The 20,019-nt window shown below is 39.2% G+C and carries 21 protein-coding genes and 1 CRISPR repeat array; of the genes, 17 read left to right on the top strand and 4 right to left on the bottom strand.

Features of this window, described 5'->3' with window-relative positions:
- Nucleotides 1-65 precede the first annotated feature (65 nt).
- The 11 genes from ACVIJU_RS05715 (at nt 66) to ACVIJU_RS05765 (ending at nt 8,943) form a co-directional block, all read left to right on the top strand.
- On the top strand, nt 66-1,346 hold the full coding sequence (locus tag ACVIJU_RS05715) for an IS110 family RNA-guided transposase (protein WP_456687374.1): 1,281 nt from the start codon (nt 66-68) through the stop codon (nt 1,344-1,346).
- Nucleotides 1,347-1,769: 423 nt separating this feature from the next.
- Nucleotides 1,770-2,765 (top strand): dihydroxyacetone kinase subunit DhaK, encoded by a 996-nt coding sequence (dhaK, locus tag ACVIJU_RS05720; protein WP_117017387.1) that lies wholly within the window; start codon nt 1,770-1,772, stop codon nt 2,763-2,765.
- 54 nt (nt 2,766-2,819) lie between these two features.
- The gene (gene dhaL / locus ACVIJU_RS05725; RefSeq protein WP_117017386.1) at nt 2,820-3,449 is read left to right on the top strand and encodes a dihydroxyacetone kinase subunit DhaL; all 630 of its coding nucleotides are present in this window, start codon (nt 2,820-2,822) and stop codon (nt 3,447-3,449) included.
- On the top strand, nt 3,446-3,838 hold the full coding sequence (dhaM, locus tag ACVIJU_RS05730; protein WP_063387208.1) for a dihydroxyacetone kinase phosphoryl donor subunit DhaM: 393 nt from the start codon (nt 3,446-3,448) through the stop codon (nt 3,836-3,838). Before dhaL ends, dhaM begins: the two co-directional genes overlap by 4 nt.
- A gap of 24 nt (nt 3,839-3,862) precedes the next feature.
- Complete coding sequence (locus ACVIJU_RS05735; RefSeq protein WP_066250986.1) at nt 3,863-4,126, top strand: HPr family phosphocarrier protein; 264 nt, start codon at nt 3,863-3,865, stop codon at nt 4,124-4,126.
- Between the two features lie 298 nt (nt 4,127-4,424).
- Entirely contained in the window at nt 4,425-5,252 is an 828-nt protein-coding gene (locus tag ACVIJU_RS05740; RefSeq protein ID WP_117017385.1) for an MIP/aquaporin family protein, read from the top strand.
- A 35-nt stretch (nt 5,253-5,287) separates the two neighbouring features.
- Complete coding sequence (gene glpK / locus ACVIJU_RS05745) at nt 5,288-6,778, top strand: glycerol kinase GlpK (protein ID WP_117017384.1); 1,491 nt, start codon at nt 5,288-5,290, stop codon at nt 6,776-6,778.
- Between the two features lie 277 nt (nt 6,779-7,055).
- Nucleotides 7,056-7,496, top strand: coding sequence for a hypothetical protein (locus tag ACVIJU_RS05750; protein WP_063387212.1), 441 nt, complete (start codon nt 7,056-7,058; stop codon nt 7,494-7,496).
- Nucleotides 7,497-7,834: 338 nt separating this feature from the next.
- Nucleotides 7,835-8,188 (top strand): n-acetylglutamate synthase, encoded by a 354-nt coding sequence (locus ACVIJU_RS05755; protein WP_201108580.1) that lies wholly within the window; start codon nt 7,835-7,837, stop codon nt 8,186-8,188.
- Between the two features lie 226 nt (nt 8,189-8,414).
- Complete coding sequence (locus ACVIJU_RS05760) at nt 8,415-8,720, top strand: hypothetical protein (RefSeq protein WP_456687375.1); 306 nt, start codon at nt 8,415-8,417, stop codon at nt 8,718-8,720.
- Nucleotides 8,713-8,943: a hypothetical protein gene (locus tag ACVIJU_RS05765; protein WP_456687376.1), complete on the top strand. Its 231-nt coding sequence runs from the start codon at nt 8,713-8,715 to the stop codon at nt 8,941-8,943. The genes ACVIJU_RS05760 and ACVIJU_RS05765 overlap by 8 nt, the downstream gene beginning before the upstream one ends.
- Before the next feature lie 284 nt (nt 8,944-9,227).
- Nucleotides 9,228-9,526: direct repeats of the CRISPR family, unit length 30 nt; unit sequence GTTTTTATCTTAACTATAAGGAATTGAAAC.
- A gap of 53 nt (nt 9,527-9,579) precedes the next feature.
- On the opposite strand, the gene ACVIJU_RS05770 is transcribed toward ACVIJU_RS05765, so the two are convergent.
- Nucleotides 9,580-9,717 (bottom strand): hypothetical protein, encoded by a 138-nt coding sequence (locus ACVIJU_RS05770; RefSeq protein ID WP_158640159.1) that lies wholly within the window; start codon nt 9,715-9,717, stop codon nt 9,580-9,582.
- Nucleotides 9,718-10,128: 411 nt separating this feature from the next.
- Between ACVIJU_RS05770 and ACVIJU_RS05775 the strand changes: the two genes are divergently transcribed.
- From ACVIJU_RS05775 to ACVIJU_RS05800, 6 genes are all read left to right on the top strand, one after another.
- The gene (locus ACVIJU_RS05775) at nt 10,129-10,713 is read left to right on the top strand and encodes a DJ-1/PfpI family protein (RefSeq protein ID WP_063387214.1); all 585 of its coding nucleotides are present in this window, start codon (nt 10,129-10,131) and stop codon (nt 10,711-10,713) included.
- An 894-nt stretch (nt 10,714-11,607) separates the two neighbouring features.
- On the top strand, nt 11,608-12,042 hold the full coding sequence (locus tag ACVIJU_RS05780) for an RrF2 family transcriptional regulator (protein ID WP_063387215.1): 435 nt from the start codon (nt 11,608-11,610) through the stop codon (nt 12,040-12,042).
- Between the two features lie 82 nt (nt 12,043-12,124).
- Entirely contained in the window at nt 12,125-13,237 is a 1,113-nt protein-coding gene (mnmA, locus tag ACVIJU_RS05785) for a tRNA 2-thiouridine(34) synthase MnmA (protein WP_082829590.1), read from the top strand.
- A 132-nt stretch (nt 13,238-13,369) separates the two neighbouring features.
- Nucleotides 13,370-14,314, top strand: a complete 945-nt coding sequence (locus ACVIJU_RS05790) for an LLM class oxidoreductase (protein ID WP_063387217.1) — start codon at nt 13,370-13,372, stop codon at nt 14,312-14,314.
- Between the two features lie 43 nt (nt 14,315-14,357).
- The gene (locus ACVIJU_RS05795; protein WP_063387218.1) at nt 14,358-15,002 is read left to right on the top strand and encodes an SDR family oxidoreductase; all 645 of its coding nucleotides are present in this window, start codon (nt 14,358-14,360) and stop codon (nt 15,000-15,002) included.
- Nucleotides 15,003-15,040: 38 nt separating this feature from the next.
- Nucleotides 15,041-15,889 carry a sugar phosphate isomerase/epimerase family protein gene (locus tag ACVIJU_RS05800; protein ID WP_063387219.1) on the top strand — a complete coding sequence of 283 codons (849 nt, stop codon included), beginning with the start codon at nt 15,041-15,043 and terminating at the stop codon, nt 15,887-15,889.
- A gap of 118 nt (nt 15,890-16,007) precedes the next feature.
- Here ACVIJU_RS05800 and ACVIJU_RS05805 read toward each other — a convergent pair whose 3' ends face one another.
- From ACVIJU_RS05805 to efeO, 3 genes are read right to left on the bottom strand one after another with little or no spacing between them, the layout of a single operon-like run.
- Complete coding sequence (locus ACVIJU_RS05805; protein WP_456687377.1) at nt 16,008-17,765, bottom strand: FTR1 family protein; 1,758 nt, start codon at nt 17,763-17,765, stop codon at nt 16,008-16,010.
- A 32-nt stretch (nt 17,766-17,797) separates the two neighbouring features.
- A complete protein-coding gene (gene efeB, locus ACVIJU_RS05810; protein WP_456687378.1) occupies nt 17,798-19,096 on the bottom strand; it encodes an iron uptake transporter deferrochelatase/peroxidase subunit in 1,299 nt (432 codons plus the stop codon).
- 3 nt (nt 19,097-19,099) lie between these two features.
- Nucleotides 19,100-19,948, bottom strand: a complete 849-nt coding sequence (gene efeO / locus ACVIJU_RS05815) for an iron uptake system protein EfeO (protein WP_456687379.1) — start codon at nt 19,946-19,948, stop codon at nt 19,100-19,102.
- Between the last annotated feature and the right edge of the window lie 71 nt (nt 19,949-20,019).

Raw genomic sequence — 20,019 nt, forward strand, 5'->3', positions numbered from 1 at the left:
TTGGTATAGTACAGGGTGTCAATGCATTGACCCCGAATTAATAAGTTACCAAGGAGGACTCAATAATGAATTATACTCAAAATCGAAAAATCTCGCAAATCACACCATCAACATTAATAATCGGCATTGATATTGCCAAAGACAAACACGTGGCACGGGCACAAGACGATCGAGGAATTGAATTTGGAAAACGCTTGATCTTTGAAAATCGCATACATGGTTTCCAAATGCTTTTAGATTGGGTGAATCGACACCAACAAGAAAATGATAAGAACCATGTGATTTTTGGGGTTGAACCAACCGGACCTTACTGGTTAAATCTCGCTTATTTTCTTACCGCAAAGGGCTATGACTTTGTGCTAGTCAATCCGATGCATGTAAAGAAAAGCAAAGAGCTTGATGACAACTCTCCAACAAAAAACGATACAAAAGACGCCAGAGTGATTGCACAGCTGATAAAAGACGGCCGATACTCCGTACCAAATCTCTTAGACGGTATTTACGCGGAACTAAGAGAAGGCGTCAAAATAAGAGATCAGCTCACTCAACAGCTTGCCATCACAGAAGGACGTATTCAAAATTTGATTCAACGTTATTTTCCGGAGTTTTTCGATGTTTTCGGAGATTGGAAAGGAAAAGCAGCTCTTTGCACGCTAAAACTGTTTCCATTTCCTTCTCAAATGAAAGAAATGACACCTGAAGAGGTTCTCTCAAAATGGAAGCCATTTGTACAACGAGCAGTTGGAATGAAGCGAGCAACGAAACTAGTAGAAACGGCCAAAAAGAGCATTGGAATTCAAATCGGGATTCAGTTTGCCAAACGTGAAATGGAATATCTGATTGACCAATATGAGCTTTATCAAACGCAGTTGGAAGAGTTGGATCAGGAGCTAGAAGCTCTTGTAGAAACGATCCCAGGTGCTAAGCAAATGATGAATATTCCTGGGTTAGGTGTTACAACAGTCACTCTATTCTTCGCTGAAGTGGGTGATCTCACAAAGTACAGTCATCCTCAGCAATTAGTTAATCTGGCAGGCCTTTCATTACGTGAGCATAGTTCTGGAACATTTAAAGGACAAACCAGAATAACGAAACGGGGACGAAGCAGGCTGCGTAAAGCTATGTACTTAGCGATTCGGCCACTCGTTGCCCATAATCCAACTTTTAAAGCTTTACATCAATACTATACAAAACGATCTGAAAGGCCTTTAAAAAAGCAACAGTCCCTCATTGCTTTGTGTTGTAAGCTATTACGTGTCTTATTTGTCATTGGTCAAAAACAGTGTGAATTTGATGGTTCAAAATTATTGCGAGGGTTACCTCAAATTACCTTACAAGTTGCTTAAACCGATTTATTAACCAACATATTAACTAAATTACGATCGAATACTTCAAGTATTTCTAAAGACAAACACCAATAGTGCCGAGTCGGAGTTTATTTTTACCATACGGGCTTATGACCCAGCCGAGGAGCTTATCCGACCTCCACCTCATGGATACGCAGGACGAAGGAATGTATGGATCTCAATCCGGTGATACATGGGAGGGTTAGCGACCGTGAGATGAGTGGAGATTTTGCGCACGGTCATAACTGTTATTACCAAACAATACCAGTTTGGTTGATAGGATGTCCCCCCAACTGTAAGGAATTTAAAGAAATTCAATTTATCACCATGATTTTCGGTGGATCAACTATTAGGTGTCAATGAAATTTAGAGAAGACGGGAGTATTCGGGAGAAAATTAAAGTATATAGAGGGAGGTATGTCTATGAAAAAATTAATCAATGATCCTAATCAAGTAGTTGAAGACATGTTAGCAGGGATGGTGGCGGCTCATTCTAATCGAATGAAGAGATTGCCAAATACAAACGTAATCGTAAGAAAAGATGCACCTATTCAAGGAAAAGTTGGCTTGGTTAGCGGTGGAGGAAGCGGTCATGAGCCTTCACATGCTGGTTATGTAGGTAAAGGAATGCTAGACGGAGCGGTATGTGGAGAAGTGTTCACTTCCCCAACCCCAGATCAAATTTTTGAGGCGATTCAAGCGGTTGATAGCGGAAATGGGGTGTTATTGATTATTAAAAATTACACTGGCGACATTATGAATTTTGAAATGGCTGCCGAAATGGCTGAAGCAGAAGGAATCAACGTAGCAAAAGTGGTTGTGAATGATGATGTAGCTGTGGAGGATAGTACATATACGACAGGCCGGCGGGGAATAGCAGGTACGGTTTTTGTTCATAAAATTGCCGGTGCATTAGCGGAAAAGGGTGCAACGCTAAAAGAAGTAGAAGCAGTAGCTAAGAAAGTTGTGGAAAATGTGCGGTCAATGGGAATGGCCTTAACTCCATGCACTGTTCCAGCAGCAGGAAAACCTGGCTTCGAGCTCGGAGAAAATGAAATCGAAATTGGAATGGGGATTCACGGAGAACCTGGCATTGAAAAAACACAAATCCAGCCAGCGGATGAAATCGCACAAATACTTCTTGAAAAAATTTTAGATGACTTAAAACTTGAGGAAAACGACAAGGTTGCGGTCATGATTAACGGTCTAGGTGCAACACCATTAATGGAATTATATATTATGAACAAAAAAGTCTCTGAGGTCCTAAAGGATAAGAACATTTATATACATGAAACGTTTGTTGGCGAATTTATGACATCGCTTGAAATGGCTGGCTGCTCTATTTCGTTATTAAAATTAGACGATCAACTCATTGAGTTGTTAGACGCACAAGCGGATACAATCGCATTCAAAAAATAGCAATCTCGCTTTCTTGCAGTCTGTCTATAGAAGGAATATGAGGAGAGATGATCAATGACATTTGACGTTGAACAGGCTAAAAAATGGATCATAACTTTTAACGATAAAATTCAGGAAAATAAGGAGTATTTAACGGAGCTGGATCAAGCAATTGGCGATGGAGACCATGGATTAAATATGGCACGAGGATTTCAGGAAACCGTCAAGAAAATTACAGAAGGCAAATATGATGATCTTGGTTCTTTGTTTAAAGATGTTGGTATGACTTTAATTGCTAAAGTAGGCGGAGCTTCAGGTCCGTTATATGGAACAGCTTTCATGAAAGCTTCTCTTGCTTTAAAGGGTAAAAAAGAAGTTGATATAAAGGCTTTAGTTGAGGCATTAGCAGCATCATTGGATGGGTTAAAAGTTAGGGGAAAGGCACAAGTAGGAGATAAAACGATGATCGATGTTTGGGAGCCAGTCATTGAGTATATGAAAAATCGTGAAACGATTCATTCTAAAGAGCTTACTGATTTATCTAAAGAGAAGATGGACGACACAAAAGAGCTTGAGGCAAAGAAAGGCCGTGCGGCTTATTTAGGAAAGCGTTCTATTGGTCATATTGATCCTGGGGCAGCTTCATCGTATTTATTGTTTGCTTCCTTAGCTGAATTGCTCGAAGAAGGAGAGGTGGCCCAATGAAATATGTAAGTCTTGTCTTAATTTCACACAGCTATGAAATTGTAAGCGGCCTAAAAAAGCTTCTGAATCAAGTTCAACCTGAAGTATCTGTAGCCATCGCTGGAGGGGTTGAAGGAGATATCGGAACAAATGCATTAGACATTAAGGAAGCAATTGAATCAGTCTATTCTGAGAAAGGCGTTGTCGTTTTGTTTGATTTAGGGAGTGCACTCATTAATGCTGAAATGGCTATTGAGATGCTAGAGAACAATGAAAACATTATAATAGCCGATGCTCCTCTCGTAGAAGGAGCTTATGCAGCGGTCGTTGAGGCTGGTTTGGGAAGCTCGATTGAAGAGGTCGTTCGAGCTGGCGAGAGTGCAAAGGAACTTGTCAAAATCAATGACTAGCGAGAAAAATTAGGAGTGAACTCAATGATCGAAAAAGAGATTACAGTGACCATTGAAAATGGTCTGCATGCCAGACCAGCAGCAGATTTTGTGAAAAAAGTAAACCAGTATAAAAGCAAGGTTGAGTTAATGATCGGCGACAGAAGGATTAACGCGAAAAGTATTCTTCAGCTTATGAGCGTTGCCATAATGGAGGGACAGACGATCAAAGTGATGACTGATGGAGAAGATGAGAAAGACGCATTAGCGTTTATTGATTTTTTTCTCCAATCAGGTAAAGAATCGTAATCAAGCCTTTGCTTTTGAATTGTTACAAAAATTCATATTAGGTTCATGGGTCCCATTTCCTAGAACTTACTTCAAAACAAATAATATCATAATTCAAAAAAAAGTGATTGACAACGCTTTCTTTTTGTAATAATCTGAAATCAAGTTAATATTTGTGATGGAGAAATGGAGATCCACAGTAATTCCCTGTATGCAGCCTGCATACTAAGGGGGGAATTTGCTGCGGATCTTTTTTATTGACCAAAATTGTAGTCTTTTCGCAAGAGATAACAAATATATGAAAAAGGAGGAAACTTTGATGTCTGCATTTTTAGGTGAGTTAATTGGCACGATGATTTTGATTGTTTTTGGGGGTGGAGTTGTCGGCGGTGTTGTACTTAAAAAATCAAAAGCTGAAAATTCAGGCTGGATTGTTATTACGATGGGATGGGGTCTTGCCGTAGCGATGGCGGTATATGCTGTAGGTCAATTTAGCGGAGCCCATCTTAATCCAGCTGTAACCATCGGATTAGCTGCAATCGGTTCTTTCCCATGGAGTGATGTACCGACCTATATTATTGCCCAAATGATTGGTGCATGTATCGGTGCTGTGATCGTTTATTTGCACTATTTGCCCCACTGGAAAGCGACCGATGACCAAGGTGCAAAATTAGCCGTATTCTCAACAGATCCTGCAATCAAAAATCCCGCAGCGAATCTTTTAAGTGAAGTCATTGGTACATTCATTTTGTTGCTTGGATTGTTGGCACTTGGAGCGAATAAATTTGCAGAAGGAATGAACCCGTTCATCGTTGGATTTCTCATCGTTGCAATAGGTCTCTCCTTAGGCGGAACTACGGGTTACGCCATCAATCCTGCCCGTGATTTAGGTCCGAGAATTGCTCATTTTATTCTGCCGATTCCAGGTAAAGGAAGCTCTAACTGGGGTTATGCTTGGATTCCTGTTGTAGGGCCGATTATTGGGGGAACGTATGGAGCGTTATTTTATAAATGGGCTTTTGAAGGAGTCAGTACCTCTGCTTTTTGGATTTTCACAATTGTTGTAGCAGCTATCGTTGTGGCAGCGCTAGTAAGCAATAAAGAACAAAGCTTGAATGTCTATAAGAAAACGAAAGCAACACTTTAAGTTTATAATTTTAATAAAAAAATGAGGTGAAGAAAATGGAAACATATGTTTTAGCTCTAGACCAAGGAACGACAAGTTCACGTGCGATCATTTTTAATAAAAAAGGGGAAATCGTTCATATTTCACAAAAAGAATTTGCGCAATATTTTCCTAAACCAGGCTGGGTAGAGCATAATGCCAATGAAATTTGGGGTTCCATCTTATCCGTCATCGCCACTTCCTTGTCTGAGTCAGGAATAAAACCTGAGCAAATTGCAGGCATCGGAATTACGAACCAACGCGAAACAACGGTTGTTTGGGATAAAAACACAGGTCAGCCGATATATAATGCCATTGTTTGGCAATCACGGCAAACGGCAGATATTTGTGAGGAGTTAAAGGCGAAGGGATTAAATGATACATTTCGTGAAAAGACAGGTCTGTTAATTGATGCATACTTTTCAGGAACAAAAGTCAAATGGATATTAGATCATGTTGAAGGGGCTAGAGAAAAAGCGGAAAGAGGAGAGCTATTATTCGGAACAATTGATACTTGGTTAATTTGGAAGCTCTCGGGTGGAAAGGCGCATGTGACGGATTATTCAAATGCTTCAAGAACATTAATGTTCAATATTCATGAGCTGAAATGGGATGATGAACTGTTAGAAATTTTAACTGTGCCTAAATCCATGCTTCCGGAAGTACGTCCATCTTCAGAAATTTATGCACATACAGTTCCGTATCATTTCTTTGGGCAGGAAGTTCCGATTTCTGGAGCGGCTGGGGATCAGCAAGCAGCACTATTCGGTCAGGCTTGTTTTGAAGAAGGCATGGCGAAAAATACGTACGGTACGGGCTGCTTTATGCTTATGAACACGGGCGAAAAAGCTGTTGCTTCTAACCACGGACTATTAACAACGATTGCTTGGGGATTAAACGGAAAAGTGGAATATGCTTTAGAAGGAAGTATTTTTGTTGCAGGATCTGCCATTCAATGGTTAAGAGATGGACTTCGTATGTTAAAAAATGCTGCTGATAGCGAACAATATGCAGAACGTGTAGAATCCACAGACGGTGTATATGTAGTACCGGCGTTTGTCGGATTAGGAACACCGTATTGGGACAGCGATGTTAGAGGAGCTATATTTGGTTTGACACGGGGAACGCAGAAAGAACACTTTGTTCGTGCAACTTTAGAGTCTCTTGCCTATCAAACAAAAGATGTGCTGACTGCTATGGAAGCGGATTCGGGTATTTCCTTGAAAACCTTGCGTGTAGATGGCGGGGCAGTAAAAAATAATTTTCTAATGCAATTTCAAAGCGATTTGTTAGGTGTCCCTGTTGAACGTCCTGTTGTCAATGAAACTACTGCTCTTGGAGCGGCTTATTTAGCCGGCTTGGCGGTTGGATATTGGAAAGATCAATCAGAGATCGCGACACAATGGAACATTGACCGTACATTCGAGCCATCTATGAATGAAGAAAAACGTAACAAATTATATGAAGGCTGGCAAAAAGCTGTAAAAGCTGCGATGGCTTTTAAATAAAGGTTCTCAGTCAATTGTTGGGGTGCACTTGATGTGAAGTGCATCTCTTTTATATGTATGGAAGGTAGATCAGTGAGCATATTCCTTATTTCTGAGACGATCAAAGTTGCGGAAAAACCATAAAAAATTTTTTCTCGGTATAAGTTATTCATCTCAAAGTGTATTCAGCTTACTCTAACTTACGGATATAATTTTATATGAAGTATAGTATAGTTATTCTAAATTCTTTAGTATACTTCAATGAAAAAGGAATCCAAAGTTAGAAAGATGATATTTAATGTTCAAATTGGTAAGAATGCTAAAATTGCGAGATCTAGAATTGTTTCGTATAGATAATCAAGATAATGAAACTATCTGTATGCTGTTGATTTTAGATTACAGAAGACCAAGTGTTTTGGATGATTTTCCAATTTTAAAGGAAATAGAGGATGAAAATTCATTTGAAGGCGCGGAGAATTATATCCACACTGTAATAATTTCAGAGGAAAAATTAGAAGAAAATATTGTCGGTCGAATTATTGAAGTAATTGAAGGATTAGTGGAGCATAAGCCAAATTGTGACAATAACTATTCATTTTATATTAGTAAATTTCCTGATCATTTTGAGGCTGGTGCACATTTAATAGAATATATTAAACCTATTTTAAATAAGATGAATTTTGGAATTGATCTAACATATATCACTGATAAACATTTCAATTATTTAACTCAAGAATAATTTTTTCATTAAAAGTAAAAGCGGTATCAAAAATGGAGATCTACTTTTAACTTCTGCTGAACTCGGGGGAACGATAGTAAGGAATCCGGAGAAGTAAAGGCAGAGCGATAACCCCGCCTTCTTGTACTAAAATTTAAGTTCGGCATTGGATGTATCAAGGATTCCTGCTGAATGTAGGAATCCCTTTTTGACACGATTCCGCACTAGAAAATCTGATTAAGTATTTCTCAAAGTATCCCTTGTGAAATAGTTGAACATGAGAAAATAAATTTGATGGCTAAAAAAGGATAAAACATGTGGTAAAATAGTGAAAATTAAAAATTAGAGGAGCGTTGTTTGTGATAAATTATAATGGCCGCAAGTTTGTTTCAATTGAAAATACAGATAATGGAGAAGTTTCTTCAGAAACGCTTTTTGAATATAAACAAGAAGGAAATATAATCTCAGCAACGTATAGCGGTGGAGAAATTATAAAAGGATTCTTAATTGGGATAGTAAAAGAAGATGGATGCTTAGAGTTTAGGTATAACCATGTGAATATCAAAAACGAGATTAGGGGCGGAAAATGTACTTCTACTCCAAAAATCTTACCAGATGGGCGAATTAGACTGTATGAGAATTGGAAATGGCTCGATGATAAGGAAACGGAAGGAAATTCAATTATTGAAGAAGTTGTTGAAAATAATACTTGAGTTGAAGAATAAAGATTGCTGCGCTGCTGGTAGTATAGTGATGAAAAAGAAAAAAAGAATTTAAAGTAGGTGCAACAGCTTTGGTGGAGGAGCAATAATGATTAGCATACAAAAAGATTCGGATGCTGCAATTATCTTGTTCACGAAATTTATGGAATCAATCAACATATGAAACATGTTTGTCAATCATTATCTGAAATTCGACTTTGATGTCTTCTGTTCGAATATGTTAGAACAGGAAACTCCTTTTGATTATTCTCAAGAGGAAGATGCTTACTTTAATTTTATGGAGAACATAGGTTTTACAAACGCTTTGGTCATGATTAAAAGTTTGTTATCGGAGATTAAGGATGGATATAAAAACATATTTGTCGCCGGATTCAGTGCAGGAGCAACTGTTGCATGGCTATGTAGTGAAGAACGACTTGTTGATGGAATTATTGGGGATTATGGTTCCGTATTAGAAATTATATGGAAATATCGCCTCAATGCCCGGATTGCTGTTCTTTCCAGAAGAAGAAAAATTGTTTAATGTTGATGAGTTAATTTTAGCTTTAGAAAACAAGCATAATGTTGAGGTTCATAAGTTGAATGGACAACATGGATTCAGCGACCCATTCTCTTTAAAATATAACGAAGCATCAGCAAAAAAAGCTTTTTACCAGATGTTGTTTTTTCTTTGGAAACATTTAGACGTATTTAACTCCGATGAAAAGCGGACTAACTTCTTTATCTGTGGTGAAGCTCCTTCATGATTGACTAATTGGCAGGCTAGCTGGAGAAGGCAAGGTTTAGTTTCAAAACAATGACGATATTTTTTCTGGTATGAATTTTGAAACAAACGCAGTAATCACATCACCCAAGTGTGAAAAAAGTCGTCGACCTCCAATCGTGTAAAAATCCCTGGAGATCGACGACAGCTGTTTTTTGAAGGAAACAGCAGAATAATGGGCCATTGCTAAATTTTTCTATGTTCGTTATAATTAAAACCAACATCCGCCATTATTTAGAAAACATACTAACATCAACGTTTTTTGGGGTTTTTATCTTAACTATAAGGAATTGAAACTTGTATTTTTTCTTTCATTTTTCGATGTTTCAAAATCGTTTTTATCTTAACTATAAGGAATTGAAACTCTGGATACACACCATCAACAACAGCTCCAGCTAAGTTTTTATCTTAACTATAAGGAATTGAAACCAATCTTTCCTAATGTCCCATTGAAAACACTCAGGTCTCCGTTTTTATCTTAACTATAAGGAATTGAAACTAAAGTTCAGCAATCGCCCTCACATTCACACTTACTTGTTTTTATCTTAACTATAAGGAATTGAAACGCCATATCTTGAAGCTTCAGTGCTCGCTTTTTGCGGTTTTTAAGTACAAGGAATCAAAACTGATCGAGCATTAGTTCACTTGAAAGCGGAAGCAGCTGCACCCGCTCTGTGAGCAATAGTTTCTCAATTATAAAGATCAACGAATAAACATATGCAGTGCCATTTATTTTTGCCTCTTGCCTCTGTTGCATCACTTTTCTACCTATTAGCCCCGTAATGAATTTGGACACCCGATTTTATAATCGTATCTTATAAAAGGGGGAAGTCTTAAGACAGCCGATATCAATTCCTGTTTGCATACCATGCGGGCGTTTTTCAACTTAATTGCAAATTCCTTGTAAACACCCTTTCCTATCATTCATTCACAAATAAAAACAGCTTTCCTAAATACATGATCCCTCCAAATTTGAAATACCTTTACTTCACGAAAATCAATCATATTCTTTAGCAGACAATAAATTTGGCGAACGATGAATGGATAAGAGAAAAAGTTATTCAGAGAGATTTCAGGTGAAAGACAAAATAAAAGCTTGTAAGTATGAAAAGCAATGCCGTATGATAGCAATAAGTTAGGCAATTTTTTCAATTTTTGGAGGTATTCTATGAAAATTGCATTTATTCTTTTTGATCGAATGACAGCTCTTGATTTTGTAGGTTTTTATGATGCGGTAACACGCTTGAAAACAATGGGTTTTAATGAAGAATTAAGCTGGACCTTGTGTGGAATGAAAGATGAAATAAGTGATGATCGGGGAATTACAGTTAAGATTCAAGAAGTGGCTCCTGATTTATCTCAGTATGATTTGTTATTTGTCCCCGGGGGGTTCGGTACTCGAGAATTATTGCATGATTCTGAATTTATCGAATGGTTAAAAACGGGCAGCAATGCGACGTATAAAGTGTCCGTTTGTACAGGTTCCATACTTTTTGGCGCTGCTGGTTTTCTTGATGGAAAGAAAGCGACGACCCATCCAAACGAGTATGATTTACTTCGATCTTATTGTTCAGAAGTTATAGAAGATCGAATTGTGAAGGACGGTTATGTTATTACTGGCGGCGGGGTCGCAACATCTGTGGATCTCGGTTTATTTATTTGTGAGCTGCTTGCAGGCAGAGAAGCTGTTCTTCGCATTCAAAAACAAATGGACTACCCATATTACAAAGTTAGGCAATATAATTTAGACTAAGCTCTTCTATAAGAAGCTTTCTTTTTTGTTGTTATTTATTTTCAGAATTGTTATGATACTGCTTTCTCGTTGAATACATAAATGCTGCAAATTACGCATCATCACCGGTTTTGCTTAATCACTAATTAGGCGAAGAGTTTCGGAACGATGCCTGTTTAACAGGGGTGATTTTATAGGGATTAGTATAAAATTATTTCAAACGAAAGCGTCTCAATAAATTTAGACGGGGTTTGCATCAACCAAAAGCATAAACTAGGCGAAAACCGCATTGAAATTCCGTAATTTTTGCACCAGATTGGAAGCAGATTACTCGGACTTATGCAAGATAAAACTTTCCGTACTTATGGAACTCTAAATACCGCCAACTGGATAAGCGTGGAAAAATAAAATGAAAGCTCTCTGCTCCTCTTTGAGATTCACCTTTTCAAAGAGGAGTATTTGTTTTGATAGTATTCTTTCTTAACTAGCAGGTTGCTCTCTGATGTCAGTCTATATAGACACAATGAGTAGATAATTGTATAGTAAATCTATCGATCATGTCTATAATGAAATAGCAAAAGGTTTCTGCCAATGTGAAGATTTTTTACAAAGAATTTTTTAATCGTTGCGCTACATGTAAACACTGTACATGACTAACTTTGATCGTTTGGAAATGAATCGATGCTCTGGCAAAGCTTCAGCAATCGCAGCTCATATAGTTGAATGGAATCATGATTAAAATGCTAATTTTTGTTTTTTTCTAATGGGCTTTATATCGCTTATTATCATTACTACTCGACACTAAGTTTAGGCCAATGATCCGAATTTTTTATTTGCGGCTGATGAAAAGAAGTAATTTTAAGTTGACAATATAAACTGTAATCATTATTATTACACTTAGGAGGAAGGTTCAATATGAATAGCGATTTTTCGATTGCCGTTCACTGCGTTGCGTATCTGGCTGAAAAGCAAAATCAGCGAGTAACCAGTGAAGACATTTCTCAAAGTGTTTCTGTCCACCCAGTAAGATTAAGAAAAATCTTAAGCATATTAAGAAAAGAAAATATAATTGCTTCTAAAGAAGGGGCAAAGGGCGGATTTTCGTTAAACGCTCAGCCTGAACAAATTACGTTAGACAAAATTTTTAGAATCACTAGTGAGGAAACGCTTGTGCCGAAATGTCCCGATTCCAATGACAACTGTATAATAGGCAAACATCTGTCAGATGTACTCATTCGTATTTTTCATAATGCAGAAGAACATTTTTTAAACTATTTAAAAGGTGTGACGGTCCAAGATATCATTAATGAAATTCATAATAATAGCTCAAAAAGTTCGTTTCATGCCTGAAACAAAATAGTTTGTTGCGGCAAAAATTTTTTTTAAATAAAACTGTAATCAAAAACGTTTCAGTTTAAGGAGGTGAATGATAATGAAGAAAAAACGAGTAGTCGTCGGAATGTCTGGAGGAGTGGATTCCTCTGTAGCTGCTTATCTTCTTAAAAAAGAAGGGTACGACGTCATCGGGGTATTTATGAAAAACTGGGATGATACGAATGATGATGGTGTATGTACGGCAGCTGAGGATTATGAAGATGTTAAACGAGTTGCCAACCAACTCGGGATTCCTTACTATGGCGTCAACTTTGAAAAAGAATATTGGGATCGTGTATTTACGTATTTCATGGATGAGCTGAAGCGAGGCCGAACACCGAATCCAGATGTAATATGCAATACTGAAATTAAATTTAAAGCGTTTGTTGACTATGCTCTTTCACTTGATGCGGATTATATCGCAACGGGTCATTACGCAAGAATCAACAGAGAAAATGGCCAAATCACCTTGCTGCGTGGAAAAGATGCGAATAAAGATCAAACGTATTTTCTTAGCCAGCTAACATCGGACCATTTGTCTAAAGTTCTGTTCCCGCTGGGTGAGTTAACGAAGGGTGAGGTGCGAAAAATCGCCCAAGAATTGAACCTTATTACCGCCAATAAAAAAGATAGTACCGGAATCTGTTTTATTGGAGAACGAAATTTCAAAAACTTTTTAAAGAATTTTTTGCCGGCACAGCCTGGAGAAATTCGTTCGCTTGATGGAGAAGTGCTCGGTACTCATGATGGTTTAATGTATTACACAATCGGCCAACGAAAAGGGCTTGGCATCGGCGGCAAAGGAACAGGAGAACCTTGGTATGTCGTCGATAAAGATTTAGACAACAATGTTTTACTTGTTGCTCAAGGCAAAGACCATCCGGCATTGTTCTCTACTGGACTGATTGCATCAAACCTGAACTTGATAAATGGGGATGTTCGTCTTAGTACGTTTGCATGTACAGCTAAATTCCGCTACCGTCAAGAGGATCAAAAGGTGCGTGTCCATATTCGTCCGGATGGAACGGTGTTTGTAGAATTTGAAAAACCAGTTAAGGCTGTGACACCAGGGCAAGTAGCGGTATTTTATGAAGGTGAGATTTGTCTTGGCAGCGCCATTATTGACAAAGTGATAAAAGACGATGCTGCTATTGCCGCGGCTGCATCATAAAAAGTTCGTTACAGATATAATATATGTTTTTGTACAAATTATAAATATTGTTCATATCTGTAAAACAAATTATTTTAAACAGGGCCTTTCCTTTATATACGGCCCACCTTTTCTTAAGGAGTGGTAAAAACAATGGAAAAATTTAAAAATCATAAAGGGTATTCACGCATGTATCAAGAGAACAAACTGACTTTAGGGCTGTTCTTTCCGATTGAATCGTATATGGGAGACGTCCCTGAGATGAATATCGAAAAGCAAATGAAGCTGGCAAAACGAGCAGAAGAGCTGAATTTCGCTTCATTGTTTGTGAGAGATGTGCCGCTGCGCGATCCAAATTTCGGAGATGTTGGACAAATGTATGATCCGTTTACGTATTTAGGGTATGTTGCGGCTCACACCGATAAGATTGCTTTAGCAACTGGAAGCATTATTTTAACGCTGCGTCACCCACTTCATGTGGCAAAAGCGGCAGCTTCTGTAGACAGATTATCTGGTGAAAGACTCATTCTCGGCGTCGCAACTGGTGACCGTCCAATCGAGTTTCCAGCATTTTCTGTGAATCCAGAAGAACGGAGCGAATTATTCCGAGAATCAGTAGCTGCTATAAGAAAGGTTTGGCGTGACCATTTTCCGACGATTAACACGACACGAGTGCATATGACAAGTGGAGATATGCTGCCAAAACCAAAATTGTCAGATATACCATTAATGGTAACAGGTCACAGTGGACAATCTCCTGAATGGATTGCTGAACATAGTGATGGATGGATATACTATCCGCGTGGAATTAAGTTTCAAAAAGCATTAATCGATAATTGGCGTTCGCTAACAGAAGAATTTAAGCCATTTTCCCAATCTCTTTACATTGACTTAACGGAAGATCCAAATCATGTACCAATTCCGATACATCTTGGATTCCGTACGGGACGAAATTTCGTAATCGAATTTCTTGGAGCTTTACAGGATGCAGGTGTGAACCATGTCATCATCAACTTAAAATATGGACAGCGTCCAGTCGAAGAAGTGATTGAAGAATTAGGCGAGTATGTGCTTCCGCATTTCCCTGCTTTAACATGATAAGAAAATTTAAAAACCATCAATATGAGAAAGGATGGATATGATGAAAGTTTTGGTCATTGGAGCCAACGGGCAAGTAGGACAACAAGTAGTAAATATGCTTCATGCGCATGAACAGCATTCTGTTCGTGCAATGGTTCGAAAGCAAGAGCAATTGGAGGATTTTCAGAAAAAAGGAATTGAAGCGGTGCTCGCTGATTTGGAAGGCACTGTCGATGAAATTGCCGAAGCGGCCAAAGGCTGCGATGCGATCGTATTTTCAGCTGGTTCAGGTGGACACACAGGGGCTGATAAAACATTGCTGATAGATTTAGACGGCGCTGTAAAAGCCATGGAGGCTGCTGAAAAAATCGGAATTGAACGTTTTGTTATCGTGAGCTCATTCCAAGCCCATAATCGTCAGAACTGGCCGGAAAACCTTAAGCCATATTATGTCGCCAAACATTATGCCGACCGTGTGTTGATGAATAGCGGCCTAAATTATACGATTATTCGTCCTGGTTATCTAAAGAATGAAAAAGGTACAGGACTGGTTACCGCAGCCGAAAACTTACCTGTCGGTTACATTCCTCGGGAGGATGTAGCAAGAACGATTGTTCAAGCTCTTGATGAACCAAATACGTATAGAAAAGCATTCGATTTAATGTCAGGAGATAAAGAAATTAGCGAAGCGTTGAAATCACTGTAATGTACCGTTCAACGGAAAAGGAAGGGAGAAATTAGAAAATGGCTTACCCTTTTTACGCAATGGATTTTGCTTTCTATAATTCAATGGGTATTTATAGTTTTGAAGCTCGATGTGAAATGTTAAAGGAAATTGGCTATGACGCAACCCATTTATCCGTCTGGCACGGAGAGCGATGGAGAGATGTAGAAAAGCTCAAAAACGTTAAGGAGAAATATGGGCTGGACGTCGCAGGCGTGTACGTTGTGTTAGATCTTTCACTAGGCGAGGACCATCCAAGAAATGCAGGCATTTTAAAGATGCTGGAGATTATGGAAGGGTGCAGCACGGTTGAGCTGGCGATTCAATCTGTCGGAGAGCATATCCGCCCTTCAGATCCAAAAGGGGACGACATCGCAGTAAAATGGCTGGAAAAAGCATTGAAGATTGCCGAACGAAGAAATATTAACATTTTGCTTTACACGCATCTATCCTTCTGGATTGAACGCCATGAAGATGCAGTGAGACTATGCAAACGCCTGAACCATCCTAATCTTGGAATTGTCTTTTGCGGCTACCATTGGTATGCGGCAGATGGAACAAATCTAAAAGGAACGATTCAAGCGGTAGCTCCTTACTTAAAACAAGTAAACATGTCCGGCAGCAGCCGAAATCCGCACGGTTTTGGCGGAGTGGCAACAATCGAGCCTTTGGATGTTGGAGAGTTAGATAATTTTGCGTTGCTTGGACAGTTAAAAAAGATCGGTTATAACGGAATGATCGGCTACTTAGGTTGGAGTGAAGGCGGCGACGCTTATAGTAAGCTGAGACGTTCACTCAATGCGTTCCGTGATATGGAGCGTAGAGTTGAGGCACACCCGCACTGGGCGGATTTAAAATTAACTCCATAATGAAAAATATTGAGGTGCTAGTCGAACAATAATAAGTTCAACTAGCACCTCGTGCATTCAGCTAATGTACTGCGGTATTCACCGAAGTACATTTTTTTATTGAAGCTTTTAAGATCCTTTATTTTTCAAGAACTGCCTTTTCATTTACAGCCGTTTTTTTCACATACATCGTTACGCCGATGATGATAAGAATAAGAAGCAGCTGCGGCACTACTGTTTCAATCGTCGGATAGAAACCGATTGGTTCAATATAAGGAACATTCGGCAATGAATGTGTTGGCAGCGTGTTTGCTATCTGCATGGCATGAATACTGATTCCGAGCATTTTGAATGATAATACATAAATAAGCAGCGTTGCGCCCATAAAGAACGGCCGGACGGGAATCGCTGAACTAAAGCGGATGATAATAAACCCGAGGATCACTAAGATCGCCATGGCGATAGCGATTCCTAAAATTAACTGGCTGATTTCCATCGACGGAGCCATTCCGGCATAGAAAATAATCGTTTCGGCACCTTCGCGAAAAATTGAGAGAAAACTTAGCAAGGCCATGGAAAACAAGCTTCCTTTTGCCAATGCGTGTCCGAGATGCTCTTTAATATATTGATTCCAGTGGGCGATATTTGACTTTTTGTGAAGCCAAGCGCCAACCGTCAGCATCATTACAACAGCAGTGATGCCGACGATTCCTTCGATCGATTCGCGGCTTCCGGCAACAGTTATTTTGGAGAAAAACATGTTCATGACAACAGCTAGAATAGCACTAGAAATGATGCCGCACAAAACGCCGATCCAAATCCAACCTTGTTTGTCGGCATGATTCGTTTTCTTCAAAAATGAAAGCAAACCGGCGATGATTAAAAGAGCTTCAAATCCCTCACGCAGTAAAATAAGCATAGCATCTATATACGTATAGCTTGTTTTGGCTTCGATGAGCTGAAGGGAATCATACAATTCACTAATCATCGTTTGAGCTTTTTCTACGTTTTTATTGTCAGACTGCAATAAACTGATTGCGGAGGGAATTTCAGTTTCCATGCGATTGTATAGGGAGTAGTCTTTTGTCCGAACCTCCCCTTCAACTACCGGCCATATAAGCAATATTTTGTTTAAATGTTCTGATGCCTCGGATGGGTTATGATCTTTTAGCGACTGTACGCTTTTTTCCAATAAATCTGTTACATCACTTAATGTGTATTCATTTCCAGCGGATTTTCCCGCATTTTTCCCGCTTAAAAAATTTTCAACAGAAGCTGTCAGATCCTTGAGGCTCTTTAAAGCCTTCTCTTGATCAGGCGGAGTTTGCGTCAGTGAAATTCTTAACAAAGCAAGCTGTGTTTCAATTTCGCCATACGAAACAACGCTTTCGGTACGAACAATGTTCTCGTTTGCCGTCCAAGTGGAAAGTAATTGCTGATATTTCATGGCCGCCTGATCAAAATTATTGTTTTGAATCATTTTTTCGATTTCATCAATAAATTGATACATCTGTTTTAGCTTTTCTTTTTCTTTTTGCGGATCTGTCGGATTTTGTTCTTCTTCGTACGAAGTAAGCGCTTTTGATAAAGCGGACAAATTTTCACTTATTTTCGTTGCATCTTTTTCAGATTGAGCCAGGGCGTTTTTCGCATTTTTTAACTGTTTATCGACTTCAGCTGTTTTTTTGCTATCAACAGCTTTTACTTCGTTCCATTGCTGTGAGAATTGTTCTAAATTGTCCTGTACGACATCCCAGTTCGCTTCCTTTGTTTTCATGATGGCATCGCCTATCAAAACATATAAATCATCAAGGTTCTCTGCGGCTACGGCTTTATTTGAGAAAATACCCATTGTGAAAAGAATTGCGAAGGCAATAAGCCCTAATTTTTTATACATCAGCTTCAACTCCTATGAAAGAGAGAAAGGGATTATGAAAATAACGTTTCTCCAATATATCCGCCTTTTTTTACTCCAGGAAGACAGGCAAATACGGCACTTCCTCGATGGACGATATATTCGTTTAATTCATCCATTTGCGAAAGCCGCTTTTGAATTGGGATAAATTGCTTGCTTATGCTGCGCTGAAAGCTGATAAACAATAATCCGGCATCAAATGTTCCAGTTTTTGCATCTATTCCATCCGCATATGAAAAAGAACGGCGCAAAATTTTCTGTTTTCCGTCACCGTGAGCGACTCGAACATGGGCGGTCATTGGAATGTAGTATTCTCCGTTTTCATCCTTCTTTTCAAAATCCGGTGGATCGAACTCATTTTTTTGCCCAAGGTATGCACCTGAATCCCGATATCTGCCAAATGTATTTTCTTGTTCCTTTAAAGTAGTCCGATCCCAAACTTCGATAAACATTTGAATCCGCCTTACTACTAAATACGTTCCGTTCACGAGCCAATCAGGTCCGTCACCGGGCTGCACCCAAACGTATTGATTCATTTCAGCAGAATTTTTCACATTTGGATTCACTGTTCCATCCTTAAAGCCAAATAAATTTCGCGGCGTTTCCTTTTTCGGACTCGCTTGCTTTGTACGCTGGAAGCCGGCCTGTGCCCAGCGAAGAACCGCTTTGCCGCGGGCAATTCTCGCTAAATTTCTAACCGCATGGAAGGCAACCTGCAAATCATCCGAGCATGCTTGAATACAAAGATCTCCGCCTGTCCACTGCTCTTCCAATGAATCAAGCGGAAACTTCGGCAGTTCTTTTAGTTCATCCGGCTGCTTTTTTTGCAAACCAAATCTATCCTTGTTGTTTTTTGTAAAAAGCGTCGGGCCGACGCCGAAAGTAATGGTTAAATTTGACGCATTAAGTCCTGCAGCTTCCCCCGTATCATCTGGAGGAAGGTATTTATTATTAGCTGGATCTCCAACCGATTTGCCTTCTGTCATAGCTGCGGCAGCCTTCGTCCATTCTTTAAAAAGCTGAATAAGCTCGTTTCTGTCTTCAGCCGTCACGTCAAAAGCAGCAAAATAAATGTGGTTTTGCACTTCAGTTGCAATGCCTGCCTGATGTTTTCCGTAAAACGGAACAACCGCATTTGTATTTTCTTTTTTTTGAGAGGTCGGCAAAACGTCAGCCAATGCTAGCGCTCCACCAATGCCGGATGCACCGATTAGCACGCCGACTCCTCCGATGCCCGCAGCCTTCAACACATCTCGTCTTGATACGTTCTTGTTAAAGACAGATGTCGTTTCTTTTTTTTCAGGTTCAGACATTGGCTATCCCTCCAGTACAACCCCTAGTTTAGAAAGAGGCTCTGCCAGTTCATTGATCGATTGGCTCAATTCTTTTACTTGATCCTTGGTCAGCTCAGTATATGAAATATACCCGTCGCCTTTTTTATATTTGTCAAGAAGTGCATAAACTGCTTGAAACCGCTGTTCAATTTCCTTAGCGAGCGCCTCATCCTTTTCCTTAAGGGCAGGGCTCATTAATTCATAAATCTTTTCAGCACCCTCAACATTGGCAGCAAAATCGTATAAATCTGTATGGGAATAACGATCCTCTTCCCCTGTAACTTTTGATGTTGAAACTTCATTTAAAAGGTCGACTGCGCCGGTGATCAAAAGATCGGGTGTCACATCAACAGTTTCAACTTTTGCGCGCAAAAGCTTCACATCTTTTATAAGCTGCTCAGCATATTTTTCATAGCCTTTCGTCGTATTTTCAACCCAGAGTCCCTTTTCAATCCGGTGATAACCTCCCCACTCTGCATCAGGGACATCACCTTCACGAGCGTCAATTTTCGGATCGAGTTCTGCAAACGCTTCAGCAATTGGTTCAGAACGCTCATAGTGCATGCGAGCCGGCGCATAAAGTTCTTTTGCTTTTTCCACATCCCCAGCGATCACTGCATTGGCAAACTCTTCTGTCTTTTTAACAAATTCATCTATTTCAGCGATCGCAAACGTGCGATAATCTGTAGATATTTGATTTAAATCAACTTGGGAGCTTTCTTTCGCTGTCTCTTTTTTTGCCGGTTCCGTTGAACTTTCATTTGATTGGGAACAGCTAAACAACAAACTGCTTGATAAAAATAATATGACAGGCAATTTATAGCGTTTCATGCGATCAACAACCCCTCAAATTAATGATTTTCATTCTCAATTATATTGGGAATGAAAATCAACTTCAATAG

This window comes from Aeribacillus sp. SP014 (genome assembly GCF_054055575.1).